The 19,194-nt window shown below is 45.5% G+C and carries 12 protein-coding genes; 6 read left to right on the top strand and 6 right to left on the bottom strand.

Annotation, left to right across the window (positions count from 1 at the left end):
* Nucleotides 1-10 precede the first annotated feature (10 nt).
* Nucleotides 11-2,533: a DUF4493 domain-containing protein gene (locus CLIN57ABFB40_RS01590; RefSeq protein ID WP_175628602.1), complete on the bottom strand. Its 2,523-nt coding sequence runs from the start codon at nt 2,531-2,533 to the stop codon at nt 11-13.
* Nucleotides 2,534-2,759: 226 nt separating this feature from the next.
* Nucleotides 2,760-5,735, bottom strand: coding sequence for a PEP/pyruvate-binding domain-containing protein (locus CLIN57ABFB40_RS01585; RefSeq protein WP_175628601.1), 2,976 nt, complete (start codon nt 5,733-5,735; stop codon nt 2,760-2,762).
* Between the two features lie 171 nt (nt 5,736-5,906).
* Here CLIN57ABFB40_RS01585 and CLIN57ABFB40_RS01580 point away from each other — a divergent pair, with 171 nt between their 5' ends.
* The 5 genes from CLIN57ABFB40_RS01580 to CLIN57ABFB40_RS01560 all read left to right on the top strand — a co-directional run bounded on the left by CLIN57ABFB40_RS01580 (nt 5,907) and on the right by CLIN57ABFB40_RS01560 (nt 14,343).
* Nucleotides 5,907-8,018 (top strand): prolyl oligopeptidase family serine peptidase, encoded by a 2,112-nt coding sequence (locus CLIN57ABFB40_RS01580; RefSeq protein WP_175628600.1) that lies wholly within the window; start codon nt 5,907-5,909, stop codon nt 8,016-8,018.
* Between the two features lie 216 nt (nt 8,019-8,234).
* Nucleotides 8,235-9,572, top strand: a complete 1,338-nt coding sequence (gene gdhA / locus CLIN57ABFB40_RS01575; protein ID WP_175628599.1) for an NADP-specific glutamate dehydrogenase — start codon at nt 8,235-8,237, stop codon at nt 9,570-9,572.
* A 292-nt stretch (nt 9,573-9,864) separates the two neighbouring features.
* A complete protein-coding gene (locus CLIN57ABFB40_RS01570) occupies nt 9,865-11,028 on the top strand; it encodes a M24 family metallopeptidase (protein ID WP_175628598.1) in 1,164 nt (387 codons plus the stop codon).
* Nucleotides 11,029-11,191: 163 nt separating this feature from the next.
* On the top strand, nt 11,192-12,754 hold the full coding sequence (locus CLIN57ABFB40_RS01565; RefSeq protein ID WP_175630316.1) for a sulfatase family protein: 1,563 nt from the start codon (nt 11,192-11,194) through the stop codon (nt 12,752-12,754).
* Between the two features lie 65 nt (nt 12,755-12,819).
* Nucleotides 12,820-14,343 (top strand): arylsulfatase, encoded by a 1,524-nt coding sequence (locus CLIN57ABFB40_RS01560; protein ID WP_175628597.1) that lies wholly within the window; start codon nt 12,820-12,822, stop codon nt 14,341-14,343.
* A 206-nt stretch (nt 14,344-14,549) separates the two neighbouring features.
* On the opposite strand, the gene CLIN57ABFB40_RS01555 is transcribed toward CLIN57ABFB40_RS01560, so the two are convergent.
* Nucleotides 14,550-15,986 carry a CCA tRNA nucleotidyltransferase gene (locus CLIN57ABFB40_RS01555; RefSeq protein WP_175628596.1) on the bottom strand — a complete coding sequence of 479 codons (1,437 nt, stop codon included), beginning with the start codon at nt 15,984-15,986 and terminating at the stop codon, nt 14,550-14,552.
* 151 nt (nt 15,987-16,137) lie between these two features.
* Between CLIN57ABFB40_RS01555 and CLIN57ABFB40_RS01550 the strand changes: the two genes are divergently transcribed.
* Entirely contained in the window at nt 16,138-16,974 is an 837-nt protein-coding gene (locus CLIN57ABFB40_RS01550) for a hypothetical protein (RefSeq protein ID WP_175628595.1), read from the top strand.
* A 227-nt stretch (nt 16,975-17,201) separates the two neighbouring features.
* Here the strand turns inward: CLIN57ABFB40_RS01550 and CLIN57ABFB40_RS01545 are convergent, their stop codons facing one another.
* From CLIN57ABFB40_RS01545 to ruvA, 3 genes are read right to left on the bottom strand one after another with little or no spacing between them, the layout of a single operon-like run.
* Nucleotides 17,202-17,339 carry a hypothetical protein gene (locus CLIN57ABFB40_RS01545; RefSeq protein WP_175628594.1) on the bottom strand — a complete coding sequence of 46 codons (138 nt, stop codon included), beginning with the start codon at nt 17,337-17,339 and terminating at the stop codon, nt 17,202-17,204.
* Between the two features lie 10 nt (nt 17,340-17,349).
* Nucleotides 17,350-18,342, bottom strand: coding sequence for a DUF3843 family protein (locus CLIN57ABFB40_RS01540; RefSeq protein ID WP_175628593.1), 993 nt, complete (start codon nt 18,340-18,342; stop codon nt 17,350-17,352).
* A gap of 20 nt (nt 18,343-18,362) precedes the next feature.
* Entirely contained in the window at nt 18,363-18,971 is a 609-nt protein-coding gene (ruvA, locus tag CLIN57ABFB40_RS01535; protein ID WP_175628592.1) for a Holliday junction branch migration protein RuvA, read from the bottom strand.
* Nucleotides 18,972-19,194: the final 223 nt, after the last annotated feature.

The raw sequence follows: 19,194 nt of genomic DNA, 5'->3' as shown, positions 1-19,194 counted from the left end.
TTAATGTAAATTAGTTTGCATATTCTAAAACTAGATCATCGATAACCAAAATATTACCAATAGCTCTAGTATCTCCAAATCCAGCAAAAAGTCCCAAACTGCCACTATATCCGTTCACAGATGGCGTAGAAGCAGTGCTTGCCAAAAACTCAACAGATATGTGTGTCGGTGAAAGTTGGGTATTCTTATATTCAATATCAACTATTCCCTGAGTGTCAACAGTAGTAGCCATTGAGCTCGTCAATTCCAACATACCTTCACCTAATACAACAATACTTCCATCATCTTCACGGTGTTCTATTTTCACAACAGCAGAAGCAGATTCACCATTTATAGAATGAAAACGATAAATAAATGACATCTGAGTAGGACGAGAACTAAATATATGTCCATATTGTTCTCCTGATTGTTTATCATATTGTCCTATAAACAAACAACCTGATGTTTTCTTTTTACAATTAGGAGAATTCTTTTTAGAACAAGTACTTCCTGCCCCCCAGCCTACAACAGCTATTTCTGCAGAATATTCACCGTTACACGGTTTATTCGAAATTCCAATTTTTGAGCTAGCAGAATGGTTAGAATTAACATAGGTAGTACTCAGATAATATCTATAAAAATAAGATTGATCATCGGATTCTGCTGTACTCAAATCATTGCGTGTTGCCCACCACGGCTCATTTTCACCTTCTAAATAAGGATATGCAGTATATATTTCCTGATTTCCATTACTAATACCACTTATTTTATCTGATTTCCATACATACTTCTCATACCATTGTTCAAAGTTTGAATTAGGTATCTGTAATTCACTTTCCGTATTAATTTCCAATTCATCAGAAGCTGCAACAATATCTCCTTCCAAATCCTTTTTCACAATACGAAGATCTATTTTCTTCCCTGCGGGTAATCCGGTCATAGACACAGAAGTATTATCAACACTATAAACCGGATTTATCTCTTTCCCGTCATTAAAACATAAAAATTCCCAACCGTCCTCAATACTTTTGTCCACTTGTACTGTTGCTTTCTTTGTCCAAACATCACCAGGATAAGCCAGACTTAGTGTATACAATGGAGCTTCAACAGTACTTTCTACCGACTTCACCCGACGAAGATAGTTAGCCTCTATTTGCAAAATGGAAGTCTGTGACTCAGGCAAAACAAAAGTTAGCTGATGTTGCTCCTTATCAGAGTTTATTTTCTTTGGAATAATAGCTTGTTTGCTATCACCCACCTTCAACCAATAATTAACTTTTAATGGATCTCCATCAAGCATCATATCCACATTCACTTTGGTCGTACCATAAGCAATTGTAGAACCAGTAGTAATTGCAAACTTATTATCCAAGCTATTCACCTTGAGAACCAACGGTTCTTCATTCGTTTTTGACAGAATATCAACCGCATTTAAAGTGAAAAGATGTTCTGCGTCCCCTTCTTTATATTCCAAAAAAGGGATAACATCCGTAAAATCAATCATCGCTATCTTATCCTTCTTGTCACTTAGACCTACGATTTTCAATCCTAATTCTTGCATTTTTTCTAAAATCTCGGCAGGCACATTAGCCAAGTCCACCGATTCCGGCCATCCTTGCTCAATCAAAGTATTGGAGCGAGTTGTCAAATTACAATGGGCAATCCCGCCAGCCGCATTCAAATATGCATAAACTTGTGACGATTCGGCACTTTTACCTTCTACGACAGATAATGCTTCCGTCCCAAATCCATTCGCTTTCAGATAAGGAGCGGGAGCACTTAACGCTTCGTCAGAAATATCTATTGTTATTGGTTCCTGATTTGGAATATCCTCACTAAACGATATATTCAACATTGATGAACCTGCATCCACATCCAGTGTCAAAATATAGGCATGACGGGATTCTGCTAAAAAAGTCTTTGCTTGCACAGTCACTTCCTGACTGCTACCTTGCTTTTTGCGAAATGTTGTACGGACTTGCAACTCTCCCGGTTTAAAATATCCATAACGTTCTTCCGACTGCTCATACTTAACTATATTATTTAAAGAAGAAGTAACCTCGGAAGAGTAAGAAGAAAAGAATTCTTTGAAAGCATCCGTATAAGTAATCTTTAGTTTTGCATTCGCTAAATAGCAAGTCACTTTCACATCAGTCGTTTTACCTTTTGATATAGTAAATGATTGATTACCTTCAAAATATGGTAATTCGAATCCTTCATTTTTGACATCGCTATACGAAGCGACCGCTGTATAATTCCCCGGACGAAGTGTCAGTTCATCATCCGCAAAAAAATCTGCCAAAGTTGCCCATTCACCACGAAGAGTTTCTCCCTTAAATATGGAAAAAGAGAAATCATTTACATCAGGAACTTCCTGTTCCGTTCCGTCACTCACCCGAGTATTGGTTCCCACTACCACCTCGGGATTTGCATTAACCTGCACATGTAATGTCCCACTTCCTTCACTACCTTCGTCACGTTCTGAAGAACAAGAAAAAAACAGAGGAAAAAGACATATACAAAAAGCTAGTTTTACTAGTTGTCTGTTACTCATCTCTCTAGAATCTCTAAAATATATAAAACTGTACGCAAAAGTACAGTTTTACTTCTTTATAATAAAGTACCCAAAGAAAGTTTTATTCCCAAATATGAAAATAGGAACACAATTAGTATATTACATCTAAAAAACAGACCACTTTAAAAGAGGAAAAACACAAAAGTTCTGTCTTTCATATGAAAAACAGAACTTTCCTTATTCAAATTGCGAGTGTTAACAGAACTTATTTGTCGATGCCCGGCATCAGGACTACCCCGAGCTTTTTCTTCCCGTCCATCTTGACAATCATCGGTTTTTCGAAACGGACGTGACGAAGGTATTTTGTCTCTTCCACTGCCGGCTGTGCGTTGAGGAATTCCTGGTTATAGACTCCATCATTCATAAAGGCGTTGATGGTGAAATAGCCTACGCCAAAAGAAGTCAAGTTCTGGAAGAAGTGCGTACCCTGACTAGGGTCTACACGATAATTGGTCAATCCAGCTTCTACGATTACACGGGCGGCGGAGATATGCGGCCACTTCACCGGGATACCCAGCCATGTGTCACTACTTCCCCAGCGTCCCGGCCCGACAAGAACATAATTCTTTCCTTCGTTCAGGAATTGCTGGTTTATCTTTTCTATCTCCCAGGCAATAGCCTGATTATTCGAAGCACTGTAACCGTCGGTCTTGACATAGACGACATCACAAATTTCATTCATAATGCCATGTCCCAATGAGTTATAAGAACGAAGCACTACATCCTCGTCCGGTATATCGTTCAAATCTTCGTCCAACATCTCTTTACTATCTACGATAGGTCGGATTTGCAAAAGATAGAAAGTGCCCGTTTTATCCTGCTCACGGCTTAGCGTAGCTGCAAATTCGATTTCAACGGGACGGCGCATCTCCTGTTCACTGTACTTCAACACTAATTGAAGAATACGTGCTAACGGGAAAACATCATGTTGCAGAATATTGGCAAACGTAATCACTTTACGGCCACCCGGATACAAGCCATCCCGGATAATTTGGTCATACGGGTCGTATGTGGAAGCAATGTAGCGCAAAGCACCGTCATTTTCCGCCTCTTTCACGTGAAGTTTCAAAAGGTTGAAGCCGTCGTCGATAGAGAAATCATGCCCTGCGTTCTTCAAGTCCAAAGCATAGAAACGGGTTTGCGTCTCTTTCAAGGCTATTTCCATTTCGCTGGTTTGCAATACCTGGTTCGGGTGATAAGGAGAGAAACGGAGCGTCATGCCACCATCTACAATATACTTTCCTAATCCTAAAGCCAGGTTTACCGTTCCTTCTTCCGCCTTTTCATCGCCCAACGGATAATAATTCAATGAACGGGCTACGCCGGACATGGAAGGATAATAGCGGTCGCCATACTGATTGCCCACCACTTCCTGTAAGATTACAGCCATTTTCTCCTGGTCGATTACATTCGAAGTGGCTTGCATATACGCTTTGCTGTCGCGGAAATAGACCGAAGCATATACTCCTTTGATAGCATCGGAAAGCATACGCAACATTTCATAGCGGTCGTCCAGATAAGGAATCATATATGTATTGTAGATTCCGGCAAAAGGCTGATAGTGAGAGTCCTCTAATAAAGAAGAAGAACGGATGGCAATCGGAGACTTCACTACATCGAAGAAAGTGAAAAAATCCTCTACCAGTCTGTCCGGCAATTTTGCTTTCAGGAAATATCTCAGAATCGTATCATCGTCTGCATCCGAAAGGGCAATCTGATACAGATTATTAATATCCATAAATTCATCGAACACATCGGTACAGAGCACCACCGTCTTGGGAATAGCAACCCGCGCATTTTCAAACTCGTCAAACTCCGGATGACGCTTCACCATATTGTCGATAAAAGCCAGTCCACGTCCTTTTCCACCTAATGAACCGTCGCCGATACGGGCAAAATTGGAGTAACGGTCGAAACGGTCACGTTTGAAGACCGCCACGACCCCTTGATTCTTCATTTTGCGGTATTTCACGATAGCTTCGAAGATAATGCGGCGATGAGCGTCCACATCTTGAAGACTGCTCCAGGTGATAGGTTTCAAGAACTCCGCCACAGGAAACATAGCCCGCGAATAAAGCCAACGGGACACGTGATTGCGGCTGATATGATACAGGAAAGATTCAGCAGGCACGGCAAACAGGATATTCTGCAACTCTTTCAGATTACGAACGTGCGCTATCTCCTCACCCGTCTCTGGATTGCGGAAAACAAAATCACCGAAACCGAAATTGTCGGAAACGATACGGCGCAAATCGACGTCCATCTTCTTCGAGTTCTTATCAATAAAGCTCGCACCGTATTTCGCTGCATAAGAAGAGTTCTCCGATTCGGACGACTGGATAATCAAAGGTACAAACGGGTCGTCCTTACGAATCTCGGCACATAACTTGATACCTGCCAGACCGTCTTTCTCTCCCCGTTCCACTTTCGGGAAACGCACATCGGTGATTACACCTAATATATTATTCTGATATTTGCGATAAATCTCCATCGCTTCCTGATACGTACGCGCCAACACGATTTTAGGACGCCCGCGCATACGAAGCGTACGTTGATGCGCATTCAGAGCTTCCGTAGAGAATTCCTGGCTTTGCTTCAAAACGAACTTATACAGATTCGGAAGAATGGAAGAATAGAAGCGGATGCCATCTTCTACCAGCAGAATCAACTGCACACCCACTTCCTGCACATCATGTTCGAGGTTCATTTTATCTTCCATCAACTTAATGATAGACACCAACAAGTCGGTATTTCCCAACCAGCAGAACACATATTCGAACGCGCTCAAATCCTCGTTGATGATTCGTTTCGTGATACCATGACTAAAAGGAGTCAGGATAACGATAGGAATATGCTCGTATTTCTCCTTGATATGCCGGCCGATGTCAAAACTGTCGTTATCCCCTGTGCCCGGCATACAAATCACCAGGTCGAATGACATACTTTCCAACTGCGCCAACGCTTCCTCTTCCGTAGACACTTGCGAGAACCGGGGCGGATAACGCAGAGACAATGAAGTGTATTCATTGAAAATCTTCTCGTCAATGCGCCCGTCATCTTCGAGCATGAAAGCATCATAAGGGTTGGCTATTAACAGCACGTTAAAAATTCGCCGGGTCATTAAATTAGCGAATTGCGTATCTTTGAAGTAAAGCTGGTTTAATTTATATTTACTGAGCATAAAAAATATTCTCCTTTCTTATTCAAGTCGTCATTCTTCAAAATCACATTTTGCAAAGTTAATTCTTTAAATCTCATTTTCCACCATCTTCTTTATAAAGTTTACTTGTTTATCTCTTATTATTTTGTAGATTTGTAACTTTAAGTTTATTCAAAAAGACTTTTTATTCACATGAAAAAGGTAACTTTATTAATGAGTGGAATCATGGTGATGTCATGCGCTCCCCAGCAGAAAAAGCTGGTCTACCCCGAGACGGCAAAGGTAGACACAATAGACGTGTACTTTGGTACGCAAGTCCCCGACCCTTACAGATGGTTGGAAAACGACACCAGTGCAGCCACTACCGCCTGGGTAGAAGCACAGAACAAAGTGACGAACGAGTACCTGAGCCAAATTCCTTTCCGGGAAAACCTCTTGAAACGGTTGACGGAACTGGCCGACTATGAGAAAATCAGCGCCCCAATCAAAAAACATGGAAAATATTACTTCAGCAAGAACGACGGCTTGCAGAACCAAAGTGTATTCTACGTGCAGGATTCCCTTGACGGTGAACCCCGCGTATTCCTCGACCCGAACAAACTGTCGGAAGACGGTACGGTAGCCCTTACAGGTCTTTATTTCTCCAACGACGGCAAGTACGCCGCTTACAGCATTTCACGCTGCGGCTCAGACTGGTCTGAGATTTATGTTATGGACACCGAAAGCGGCAAACTGCTGGAAGACCACATCGAATGGGCTAAGTTCACCGGCGCCGCCTGGCAGGGAGACGGATTCTATTACAGTGCTTACGATGCTCCAAGCAAAGGAAAAGAGTTCTCCAACGTAAACGAGAATCATAAAATCTATTACCATAAAATTGGTGAACCGCAATCGAAAGACAAACTGGTTTATCAGAATCCGGCTTATCCGAAACGTTTCTATACTTCCAGCACCAGTGAAGACGAACGCATCCTCTTCCTGACAGAATCCGGTGCCGGAAGAGGAAACAACCTGTTCATCCGCGACCTGAAAAAGCCCAACTCCCCTTTCATCCAACTGACTACCGACCTCGACTACCAATACTACCCTATTGAAGTAATCGGCGACCAGATTTATATCTACACCAACTATGGCGCACCGAAAAACAGAATCATGGTGACCGACATCAACCGCCCCAAACTGGAAGACTGGAAAGAACTCGTCCCCGAATCGGAAGCCGTGCTTTCAAACGCAGAGGTGATTGGCGGCAAACTGTTCCTTACCTACGATAAAGACGCTTCCAACCACGCCTATGTTTACAACCTCGACGGCAAGCAATTGCAGGAAATCGAATTACCGTCGCTCGGCTCCGTAGGTTTCAGCGGCAACAAGGACGACAAGGAATGTTTCTTCGGATTCACTTCCTTCACCATCCCCGGCGCTACTTATAAATATGATATGGACAGCAACACCTACGAACTATACCGCGCACCGAAAGTACAGTTCAACTCGGACGATTTCGTGACCGAACAAGTGTTCTATCCCAGCAAGGACGGTGTGAAAATCCCGATGTTCCTTACCTATAAGAAAGACCTGAAGAAAGACGGCAAGAACCCCGTATTCCTCTACGGTTACGGCGGCTTCGGCATCAGCCTCAACCCCGGATTCAGCGCCATCCGCATCCCGTTCCTCGAAAACGGCGGAATCTATGCCCAAGTCAACCTTCGCGGTGGCAGTGAATACGGTGAAGACTGGCATGTAGCCGGAACCAAAATGCAGAAACAGAACGTATTCGACGACTTTATCTCTGCTGCTGAATACCTTATCGACCAGAAATATACCGATAAGGACAAGATAGCCATCGTAGGAGGTTCCAACGGCGGTCTGCTGGTGGGCGCCTGCATGACGCAACGCCCCGACCTGTTCCGCGTTGCCATCCCGCAAGTAGGTGTAATGGATATGCTCCGCTACCACAAATTCACCATCGGCTGGAACTGGGCAAGCGACTACGGGACAAGCGAAGACAGCAAAGAAATGTTCGAATACCTCAAAGGCTACTCTCCGCTGCACAATCTCAAACCGGGCACCAACTATCCCGCAACCCTCGTCACCACCGCCGACCATGACGACCGCGTAGTTCCCGCCCACTCATTCAAGTTTGCCGCTACCCTGCAAGCTGATAATGACGGCACGAACCCCACACTCATACGCATCGACAGCAAAGCCGGGCACGGTGCCGGCAAACCGATGGCGAAAGTGCTGGAAGAACAAGCAGACATCTACGGATTTATCATGTATAATCTGGGAATGAAACCGAAATTCTAAAGCGCGACTTTCTATTTGTAAACACATAGAAGCCCCGTAGCCTGTATTTTACATTACAGGTCGCGGGGCTTTGTGTTTTTCAGCAGAAAAATCTGACATTTTATCATTATTTAATCAAAATATCGGCATCAAAATAAGCAACTTTGAAAAATTTCCCTATATTTGCAGTGAGTTAGTTGACATTTTATCAGAATTAACCTTTTAAAATATAGTATCATGAACATCCAAAAAATCATGTCCTCTCTAGAGGCAAAGCATCCCGGTGAATCTGAGTATCTTCAAGCAGTAAAAGAAGTTCTTCTCTCCATTGAAGATATATACAATCAACATCCTGAATTTGAAAAAGCTAAAATCATAGAAAGATTGGTGGAACCCGACCGTATCTTTACTTTCCGTGTGACGTGGGTAGATGATAAAGGTGAAGTGCAAACCAATCTCGGCTATCGCGTACAATTCAACAACGCTATCGGTCCGTACAAAGGCGGTATCCGTTTCCATGCTTCCGTGAACCTTTCCATCCTGAAATTCCTCGGTTTCGAACAGACTTTCAAGAACGCACTCACTACCCTGCCTATGGGCGGCGGCAAAGGCGGTTCCGACTTCTCTCCACGTGGAAAGAGCGATGCTGAAATCATGCGTTTCTGCCAGGCATTCATGCTGGAATTATGGCGTCATCTCGGTCCCGACATGGACGTGCCTGCCGGTGACATCGGCGTAGGCGGACGTGAAGTAGGCTATATGTTTGGAATGTACAAGAAACTGACCCGTGAATTTACAGGCACCTTCACCGGAAAGGGATTGGAATTCGGTGGTTCTCTGATTCGTCCCGAAGCTACCGGTTTCGGTGGTCTGTATTTTGTCAATCAAATGTTGCAGGCAAAAAACATTGATATTAAAGGCAAGACAGTAGCCATCTCCGGATTCGGAAACGTTGCCTGGGGCGCAGCAACCAAAGCTACCGAACTAGGTGCCAAGGTAATCACCATCTCAGGTCCGGACGGATATATCTATGACCCGGACGGCATCAGCGGTGAAAAGATAGACTATATGCTCGAACTCCGTTCTTCGGGTAATGACATCGTCGCTCCTTACGCAGAAAAATATCCGAACGCAACCTTCGTAGAAGGCAAGCGTCCGTGGGAAGTAAAAGCGGATATTGCACTTCCTTGCGCGACTCAGAACGAATTAAATGGAGAAGATGCTCAAAATCTCATAAAAAATGACGTACTTTGCGTCGGAGAAATTTCCAACATGGGCTGTACGCCGGAAGCCATCGACCTTTTCATCGAACATAAAAAGATGTACGCACCGGGTAAGGCAGTCAACGCAGGTGGTGTTGCCACTTCCGGATTGGAAATGTCTCAAAACGCCATGCACCTGAGCTGGAGTGCCGCCGAAGTGGACGAAAAACTCCACGCAATCATGCACGGTATCCATGCGCAATGCGTGAAGTACGGCACGGAGCCCGACGGATACATTAATTATGTGAAGGGTGCCAACATTGCCGGATTTATGAAAGTAGCTCACGCAATGATGGGACAAGGCGTTATTTAAATTGAAAATTGAGAATTAAAAATTAAAAAATAATACCGTTTGGTAATAGACTACTTTAGTCAGCAAAACATTTATTTTTCAACTCTCAATTTTTAATTTTCAATTTATTCAAAGACTTTGTTTAGTTGTATTTGTATTTGTGGTTTGCGCTGCTCGTCTCCTGTGACAGGACGCGGGCAGCGCTATTTTTCTGAAAATAACTATATTTTCCACGGAATTAATTATCTTTGTGGCATCATAGGGTAACCCCCAATAGTTCTACAACAAATAATCATGTAACAAATAAATAAAGATGCTACAACCCGAATTAAAATTCCGTCGCGATAAGATTCGCAGTCTGATGGCGTTACAGGGCATTGATGCTGCGCTAATCACTTGTAATGCAAATTTGATTTATACTTATGGTTGCGTAGTCAGCGGTTATATTTATCTCCCTCTCCACTCACCTGCATTGCTATTTTTCAAGCGTCCCAATAATATCACAGGCGAACATGCCTTCCCTATCCGCAAACCGGAACAAATTGTCGATTTGCTGAAAGAACAGGGATTGCCGATGCCTGCAAAGTTAATGCTGGAAGGCGATGAGCTTCCCTACACAGAATATTGCCGTCTGGCAAGCCTGTTCCCAGAAGCAGAAGTTGTGAACGGAACTCCGCTAATTCGCCAGGCACGCAGTGTAAAAACTCCTATTGAAATCGAAATGTTCCGCCGTTCGGGCATCGCCCACGCAAAAGCGTACGACCTGATACCGAGCGTATATCGCCCCGGCATGACAGACATCGAGTTTTCTATCGAAATAGAACGTCTGATGCGTCTGCAAGGCTGTTTGGGTATTTTCCGTGTATTCGGACGCAGCATGGAAATCTTCATGGGCAGTGTGCTGACCGGAGACAATGCCGGTTATCCTTCTCCGTATGACTTTGCCCTGGGTGGTCAAGGTCTTGACCCTGCCCTGCCGGGTGGAGCCAACAAGACCCCGCTGAAAGAAGGACAAAGCGTCATGGTAGACCTGGGCGGCAACTTCAACGGATATATGGGAGACATGAGCCGCGTATTCTCTATCGGAAAGCTATCCGAAGAGGCTTATACAGCCCACCAAGTCTGCCTCGATATTCAGGAAAAGATTGCTTCCATAGCCCGTCCGGGTGTTTCTTGCGAGAAACTATATGATACAGCTATCGAAATTGCCACCGCAGCCGGATTTGCAGATAAATTCATGGGTACAGGTCAGCAAGCCAAGTTTATCGGTCACGGCATCGGACTCGAAATCAATGAAACACCGGTACTCGCCCCCCGCATGAAGCAAGAACTGGAGCCGGGAATGGTGTTTGCCCTCGAACCGAAAATCGTTCTGCCGGGTGTAGGTCCTGTCGGTATAGAAAACTCCTGGGTAGTCACCAATGAAGGAATCGAAAAGCTGACTAATTGCAATGAGGAAATTATCGAATTAAGCTGATTTCTTCGTTACAAGAGCATTCAAAACATACTATAACGAGAGTCTCAAACACCAGAAGAGGCTCTCTGTTATTCAAAGCAAAATCATTTATTTTTTATACATACATTGAAAGACATGCCCATTATATCAATATTTTAATCCATTTAATTCCCCCAACAAGATGATGAAACAACCTTTGATTCTAACCCTTGCATCTTCTGTTGCTTGCGCAGTAAACGCAACGAACAAAACGCCGGGAAACACAACATCGGAAAAGGCAAAAGCCCCTAACGTCGTATTCATCTACGCCGATGACCTCGGCTACGGAGACTTGCAATGCTACGGAGCCAAAAACGTAGAAACGCCCAACGTCAACCGGCTGGCTGAATCAGGAATCCTTTTCACAAACGCCCATGCCACCGCCGCAACCAGCACCCCTTCTCGCTACTCCATGCTGACAGGCGAATACGCATGGCGCAAAAAAGGAACGGATGTAGCTGCCGGAAACGCCGGAATGATTATCCGTCCCGAACAGTACACGATGGCGGATATGTTCAAAAGTACGGGCTATACTACCGCTGCCGTCGGCAAATGGCATCTTGGACTCGGCGACAAGGCGGGCACACAAGACTGGAACGCTCCCCTGCCCTGCGCACTGGGCGATTTAGGCTTCGACTACCATTACATCATGGCTGCCACAGCCGACCGCGTCCCCTGCGTGTACATCGAAAACGGGAAAGTAGCCAACTACGACCCCAGCGCACCTATCGAAGTAAGTTACCAGAAGAACTTCGAAGGCGAACCTACCGGAAAAAGCAATCCAGAAATGCTGTATAACCTGAAACCCAGCCACGGTCACGACATGTCCATTGTCAACGGAATTTCCCGTATCGGCTACATGAAAGGCGGCGGCAAGGCACTCTGGAAAGACGAGAATATAGCAGACTCACTGACCACCCACGCCATTCAATTCATCGAAGAAAACAAGGACAAACCTTTCTTCCTCTATTTCGCAACGAACGACGTACACGTTCCCCGCTTCCCTCACGACCGTTTCAGAGGCAAGAACCCGATGGGGTTGAGAGGTGACGCCATCGTACAGTTCGACTATTGCGTCGGCGAAATCATGAACACACTGGAGAAACTGGGACTGAGAGAAAATACTCTCATTATCCTTTCAAGCGATAACGGACCGGTAGTAGACGACGGATATGACGATAAAGCGGAAGAACTCCTCAACGGACACAGCCCCGCCGGACCGCTAAGAGGTAACAAATACAGCGCGTTCGAAGGTGGAACCCGTATCCCCGCCATCGTCAGTTGGCCTGCCGGAGTGAAAAAAGGCATGACTTCGGACTTATTGGTTTCACAAATCGACTGGTTGGCTTCCCTCGCTTCACTGACCGGAGCTATTATGCCCAGGAACACAGCACCGGACAGCTACGACTTCCTCGGAAGCTGGTTGGGCAAAGACAAAAAAGACCGCCCGTGGGTTATCGAACAGGCTTCCAACCACACTTTGTCCGTCCGCACCAAAGACTGGAAATACATCGAACCGAGCGACGGCCCGAAAATGATTCAGTGGGGACCGAAAATAGAAACCGGAAACTCCAAAGAGCCACAACTCTACAAAATGCAGGAAGTAAAAGAGGTGACCAACTATGCTTCCCAAATGCCTGAAAAAGTGACTGAACTGCAAAATATTCTCCAAAGCGTACGTGACGGAAAGGATATTATAGGCAAATAAATCCGGACACTCATACATTCAACCTTAAAAAATATACATTCAACTTTAAAAAATCAAACAACATTATGGATTATAAATCAATCTCACTAGTTGGCGGCACACTACTCTTATCCGCCCTGTCTGCCAATGCACAGAAAAAGAATGCCCAACCCAATATTATTTTTATCCTTTGTGATGACATGGGATACGGAGATTTGGGATGCTACGGTCAGCCGTTCATACGCACTCCTCATATCGACGCTATGGCAAGCGAAGGCATACGTTTCACGCAAGCGTATGCGGGCAGCCCCGTCAGCGCTCCTTCGAGGGCTTCGTTCATGACAGGACAACACAGCGGCCACTGCGAAGTACGCGGCAACAAGGAATACTGGGTAAATTCCCCCATCATCATGTACGGAAACAACAAAGAATATTCCGTAGTGGGACAGCATCCTTACGACCCTGACCACATCATCCTACCGGAAATCATGAAAGACAACGGCTATACCACAGGTATGTTCGGCAAATGGGCGGGCGGTTACGAAGGTTCCTGCTCCACTCCCGACAAACGGGGCATAGACGAATATTACGGCTATATCTGCCAATTCCAGGCTCATCTCTACTATCCCAACTTCCTCAACCGTTACAGCAAAGCGCTGGGCGATACGGGCGTAGTACGTATCATCATGGACGAAAACATCAAATATCCGATGTACGGTCCCGAATACCAGAAACGCTCGCAATACTCCGCCGACATGATTCATGAGAAAGCAATGGAATGGCTTGACCAACAAGACGCCAAACAGCCTTTCTTCGGTGTATTCACTTACACATTGCCCCATGCGGAACTTGTTCAGCCGGAAGATTCCATCCTGAACGAATACAAGGCTAAATTTGACCCGGACAAAGTATTCAAAGGCAATGAAGGCTCACGCTACAACGCTATCACGCATACACATGCCCAATTTGCCGCCATGATTACCCGCCTCGACTATTACGTAGGCGAAGTCTTGAAGAAGCTGAAAGAGAAAGGACTGGACGAAAACACATTAGTCATCTTCTCCAGTGACAACGGCCCTCACGAAGAAGGCGGAGCCGACCCCACTTTCTTCGGCAGAGACGGAAAGCTGCGCGGACTGAAACGCCAATGCCACGAAGGCGGCATACGCATTCCATTCATCGCCCGTTGGCCGGGACATGTGCCTGCCGGTGAGGTGAACGACCACATCTGTGCTTTCTACGACTTAATGCCTACTTTCTGCGACATAGCCGGCATCAAGAACTACGAAAAGAAATACCGCAACAAGGAGAAAGATGTGGATTATTTCGACGGAATCTCTTTCGCTCCGACATTGCTGGGCAAGAAAAAACAGAAACAGCATGACTTCCTGTATTGGGAATTCAATGAAACGAATCAGATAGCGGTACGTATGGGAGACTGGAAGCTAATCGTCAAGAATGGAAAACCTTCACTTTATAATCTGAAGACTGATATTCACGAGGATAACGACATAGCACTCCAACATCCGGACATCGTAGAAAAGATGAAAGCCATCATCTTTGAGCAGCATACTCCGAATCCACATTTCTCTGTGACATTGCCTAAATAACAACTACACTGATAAAGAAATAAGTGATTATTATATTTCAGGCTCGGATTACACGGATTTAAATTACTTTAATCTGTGTAATCCGAGCCTGAGTAATATTACCCAATAAGGTATCTTATTATTTACACTTCCTACGTATTAATAAGTTTCCTATTACTAATATACTTCCTGCTTATTGATAAACTTCCTGTTCTTATAAAGAATATCTATTTATCAACCGGCATCAACCCCATCTTCTTCGCCCGCTCCATCAGATAAGCATGGGCAGCCTCATATTCATTGGGAATCACACCGTCCAGGATAGCATCCTTTATCGCACTTTTCAGCACGCCTACTTCCCGGCACGGCTGCAAACCGAAGATTTCCATAATCTCCTCTCCACTCACAGGCGGCTGGAAATTACGTACCCGGTCTTTTTCTTCCAGGTCTTTCAACTTCTGGCGCACCAACTGGAAGTTATTCAGGAAACGCTGCTTGCGTTCCACATTCTTGGAAGTAATATCCGCTTCGCAAAGCATCATCAAGTCATCAATATCATCGCCCGCCTCAAAGAGCAAACGACGCACCGCCGAGTCCGTCACCACGTCATCCGCAATGACAATAGGGCGCATATGCAGGCTGACCAGCTTCTGCACATATTTCATCTTCTCATTCATCGGCAACTTCATCTTCCGGAAAATCCCCGGAATCATCTTCTCACCGATGAAATTATGATTATGGAACGTCCATCCCGCCTTCGGCTCCCACCGTTTCGTGGCAGGCTTGGCAATATCGTGCAGCAACGCCGCCCAACGCAACCAAAGATTATCAGTCTTCTTGCTGATATTATCCAACACTTCGAGCGTATGATAAAAATTATCCTTGTGCGAACGCCCGTTCCGTGTCTCCACCCCTTGCAACGCTGCAAATTCCGGGAAAATCAACGGCAGCAACCCGCTACGGTCGAGGTCGATAAACCCTTTCGAGGGAATCGGCGAAAGAATAATCTTGTTCAGTTCGTCCGCAATGCGCTCACGGGAAATAATCTCAATCCGTTCCTTGTTGCGGCAAAGCGAGTCGAAAGTATCATCGTCAATATAAAAACCCAACTGCGTAGCAAAACGGATGCAACGCATCATGCGCAACGGGTCGTCACTAAAAGTAATATCCGGGTCGAGCGGAGTACGAATCGTCTTCTCCTTCATATCATCCAAACCGCCGAACGGGTCTACCAGTTCGCCGAAACGTGCTTTGTTGAGACAAACCGCAAGAGCGTTGATTGTGAAATCCCGACGGTTCTGGTCGTCTTCCAACGTACCGTCCTCAACAATCGGTTTGCGCGAATTCCGTTGGTACGATTCCCTGCGAGCACCGACAAATTCCACTTCCGTACCTTTATATTTTACCTGTGCCGTCCCGAAATTCTTGAAAACAGAAACGTGCGCACCCCGTCCCAGACGTTTGCCGAGTGCTTCCGCCATTGCAATTCCACTGCCTACAACTACTACATCTATATCTTTAGAGGGACGTTGCAGAAAAATATCGCGAACATAACCGCCTACCACATAGCACTCCAAACCGAGCGCATCCGCCGTTTCGGCTATCTGTCTGAAGATGGGTTCGCTGAATTGCTGCTTCAATTCCTCTTGAGTCAACTCTATCATTCCTTTTAGTTATACGTTTTGAGGGTGCAAAATTACAAAAATAAGGGATATATTTGTACTTTTGCCGTTAATAAGTGAACAATGAATCAGAAACAGCCTGTCTGTCTTGAACAGTAAACCGTAAACAATAAAATAGTAAATAAGACTTGTGATGAAAAAACTGATTATCCTCTTTTGCGGCACGCTGGCACTGGCTGCCTGCGGCAACGGACTTGAGAAAAAAGCCAATGAAAAACTGGCGGTTGCCAAGGCTGCCTACGAACGTGGCGACTACGAAGAAGCCAAGTCGCAAATCGACAGTATCAAAATCCTCTACCCCAAAGCCTTCGAAGCACGCAAAGCGGGACAGGCACTGATGCTCGATGTAGAGACAAAGGCACAGCAGAAGACACTCGCTTACCTCGACAGCGCCTTCCAGGCGAAGACCGAAGCGTTCAACGCCATCAAAGACAAATTCATCCTCGAAAAGGACGCCGAATACCAGCAGGTAGGCAATTATCTCCACCCTGCACAAACCATAGAAAAGAACATGCACCGCTCCTTTCTCCGCTTCCAGGTGGACGAACAGGGCAACATGAGCATGACTTCCATCTATTGCGGTGCAGGCAATATCCATCATGTAGGTGTCAAAGTGATTGCCCCCGACGGCAGCTTTGCCGAAACTCCGGCTTCCAAAGACAGCTATGAAACGACCGACATGAATGAAAAGATAGAGAAAGCGGACTACAAACTGGGAGAGGACGGAAACGTTATCGGATTTATCAACCTCAACAAAGACAAGAATCTACGCGTAGAATACCTCGGCGACCGTGCCTACAAGACAACCATGAGTCCGACCGACCGCCAGGCTGCGGCATCTGTCTACGAGTTGGCACAAATTCTTTCCACCATGCAGCAGATTAAGAAAGAACAAGAAGAAGCCAATCTGAAAATCGAGTTTATCAATAAGAAAAAAGAACGGAAAGCGCAGGAAGAGGTTGCCGACTAACATACCTAATTAAGAGTACAACTAGAAACAATATAAAGTATGGATTATAATGTAATGCAAATTTAATATAAGTTTGAGTAACTCCATTATAGTCTGAGTAACTCCATTGGGGTAACTAAAAAGTCGGTAGTATATCCACTCTCCTCCTTCGGGAAGGAGAATTTTAGATACTATCGACTTTTTAGTCAGTCCCGAGCCATGCGGAACACCCTTATAGCAGCCTGACCTTACTTCACCCTTCTATTCAACTGATTATTAGCCTTTTCCGGCTTCGACTTACCCACCCGTTTTCCGGAACTCTTCTTTTTCCCGGCTCCTGACTTTGCCTTTCCGGCAAAAGGATTATTACTTTTTTTTATCGGCATAGCTTACTCCTTATTCTCCTTCATAAAACTCACCCAAGAACCAGCGAGCCACAAAATCCCAATTTTCCTGCAACAGCGCCTTTCCGTTCTCGAACGGGAACTGTGCGTCCGGCAACAGATTGTGTTCCATTCCATACTTCAGCAAGTCGAACGGACACAGCCCTTCTTCACAGAACATTTCATACGCCCCTTCCTCAGCCTCTTCGACACTATAAAACGGATTATTCCCGTCAGCAAAGAATTCGGCAACATCAGGGCCTATCAACAATCCTTTCGGATTGCCGTAAACAACGAAATTATCGAACTCCGCCAAATCCGGCAACAAAGCATCTTCCTCATCTTCCCACTTCAACGAATTTACAAAGAAGAATTTCAGCGCATTGTATGAACCAAAGAACATGAGCGGCTCTCCATTACTTGCCTCCAAGAAACGTTCCACATTCGTCGGCATCTTCTCTCCCGGCAAAGCCACCGGCAGAGGCTCACGTTTCTTCCGCATCAACTCCGTCTCCATCATCCAGCCCGGAGCAAGATGTTCGCTGATAGGAGCCGATTCGAAAACAGCATCCAAACGCTCGTAAAGCACCCCCGCAAACTCCAGCAAATCCTTGTCCATCGGATTCTCCACCCAGTCGAAATCATCACCGACCGGCGAATTGATAGCCCACAGCAAGAAAGCGATGTCCTCACGGTTGATTTCATCCGGCAAGTAGTCCTCAGACAATGGATAGAACGGCAGGTAACGACCGTAATTCTCCTTATGCCAATGAATGAACTCCCGCCAGTTTCCCGCGTCCGCCACGCAATCTTCCAGGTACAGGGCACACGACAAAGCCACCCGTCGCTGGTCTTCCACCATTTCCCTGCCTTGATACATATAAGAGTTCGCCACCAACGGCAACAGTTCGTTAGCCAAATTAAGATACCACTCATCCGTAGCCGTCACCTTCGCACGACCATGCACCTCAGTCCATGCCCGCATATAAATCTTCTGTTCCTTCATCGTTACAGTCGTTTTAATCGTTACAATCGTTTCAAAGCCAGTTTAATAACCTTTTCCACCGGAGCATCCGGCTCTTCCTTCATGATAGCCAACACCACCTTCTGCGAAGGCGCAGCGGCAAAACCGAGCATCGTCAACGCAGCCACAGCCTCTTCCTGCACCTCCGCGTTGGCAGCTTGCAGCAACATGCCACCCGCACCGGCAACACCGCCCGCAGCAGACATTCCCATCGTCTTAATCTTGTCCTTCAGGTCGACAATCACACGCTGCGCAGTCTTCAGACCGATACCTTTCACCGTTTTCAGCATATTCGCGTTCTCGGTACTGATTACATTCACCAGTTCGGCAGGCGAAAGGGCGGAAAGAATCATGCGTGCCGTATTCCCGCCGATGCCCGAAACAGAAATCAGCAACAGGAAAATCTCCCGCTCCTGCTTCTCGGCAAAGCCATACAACACATACGCGTCCTCACGAATCGCCTCATAAATATACAACTTACAAGTTTTCTTTCCCTGAATAGCCGAATAGGTATTCAAGGATATATTGGCGGCATACCCCACCCCGTTACAGTCGATTACCGCGGTTGCCGGACTGAGTTCGGCAAGCTCGCCTCTAATATATTCTATCATAATGGGAACAAAGATAAAACTTTCCCGCCACAGATTATCCCGTTTTCTACAGATTATTCGTTTTAAGAGCCCGGCAGTTAAAATCTGACGCATACACGAGTCGTATCCCATGCAAACCGTAGCGAATCTAAAAAAAAATAAAAATAATGCCGCCCACAAACAATCCTTCCTAATAATTTGTTTACTTTTGCAGCAGAAATAAAGAAAAATGTTCATATAAAAC

Source organism: Bacteroides acidifaciens, from assembly GCF_903181435.1.
Lineage (GTDB): Bacteria > Bacteroidota > Bacteroidia > Bacteroidales > Bacteroidaceae > Bacteroides.
The sequence above is the reverse complement of the archived record's forward strand: the minus strand, read 5'-3'. Positions and strand labels throughout refer to the sequence as shown.